Annotated in this window: 1 protein-coding gene and 1 pseudogene; both read left to right on the top strand. The window is 48.7% G+C overall.

From position 1 onward, the window contains the following. Positions 1 to 127: pseudogene (locus R7E78_RS30825) on the top strand (cytochrome oxidase biogenesis cluster protein); the annotation flags it as partial. A 10-nt stretch (positions 128 to 137) separates the two neighbouring features. Continuing rightward, on the top strand, positions 138 to 509 hold a 372-nt coding region (locus tag R7E78_RS30820; protein ID WP_318059230.1), incomplete at its 3' end, for a COX15/CtaA family protein.

Here is a 509-nt window from a genome sequence, read left to right as displayed (position 1 = left end):
GATTGTGGATCCTCTGGGGCAGCTGGTTATGTCGGACACCGCAGAGCCAAACGAAGATTTGGTCAAACTCAGCAAAGTTATGCTGGCGGATTTGCGTAAGTTGCTCAAATTGTCGCGAGTGGGATAGGGAGCGCATCATGACGTTAACAAAGTTGGTTAGATTAAGTTTGTGCCTGACGTTAGTCGTCATCATGTTGGGCGCCTATACCCGTTTGTCGGATGCGGGTTTGGGATGTCCTGACTGGCCGGGGTGTTATGGTCACTTTTCTGTACCACACCATGAAGACGATGTTCTGCGCGCCAACATCAATTTTCCAGAACGCGAGATTGAGCATGAAAAAGCGTGGCTAGAGATGATTCATCGCTATTTTGCTGGAACGCTCGGCATGGTGATTTTTGCTATTACCGTTATTGCTATTCGAACTGAACGCGTGAACCCATCCATTCCTATTCTGCTCAGCTTTTTGGTTGTGGGGCAGGCGATGTTAGGTATGTGGACGGTGACTCTA

Source organism: Vibrio sp. YT-19(2023), from assembly GCF_033337395.1.
Note: the sequence above shows the minus strand (reverse complement) of the source record. Positions and strands in the feature narration are given on the sequence as shown.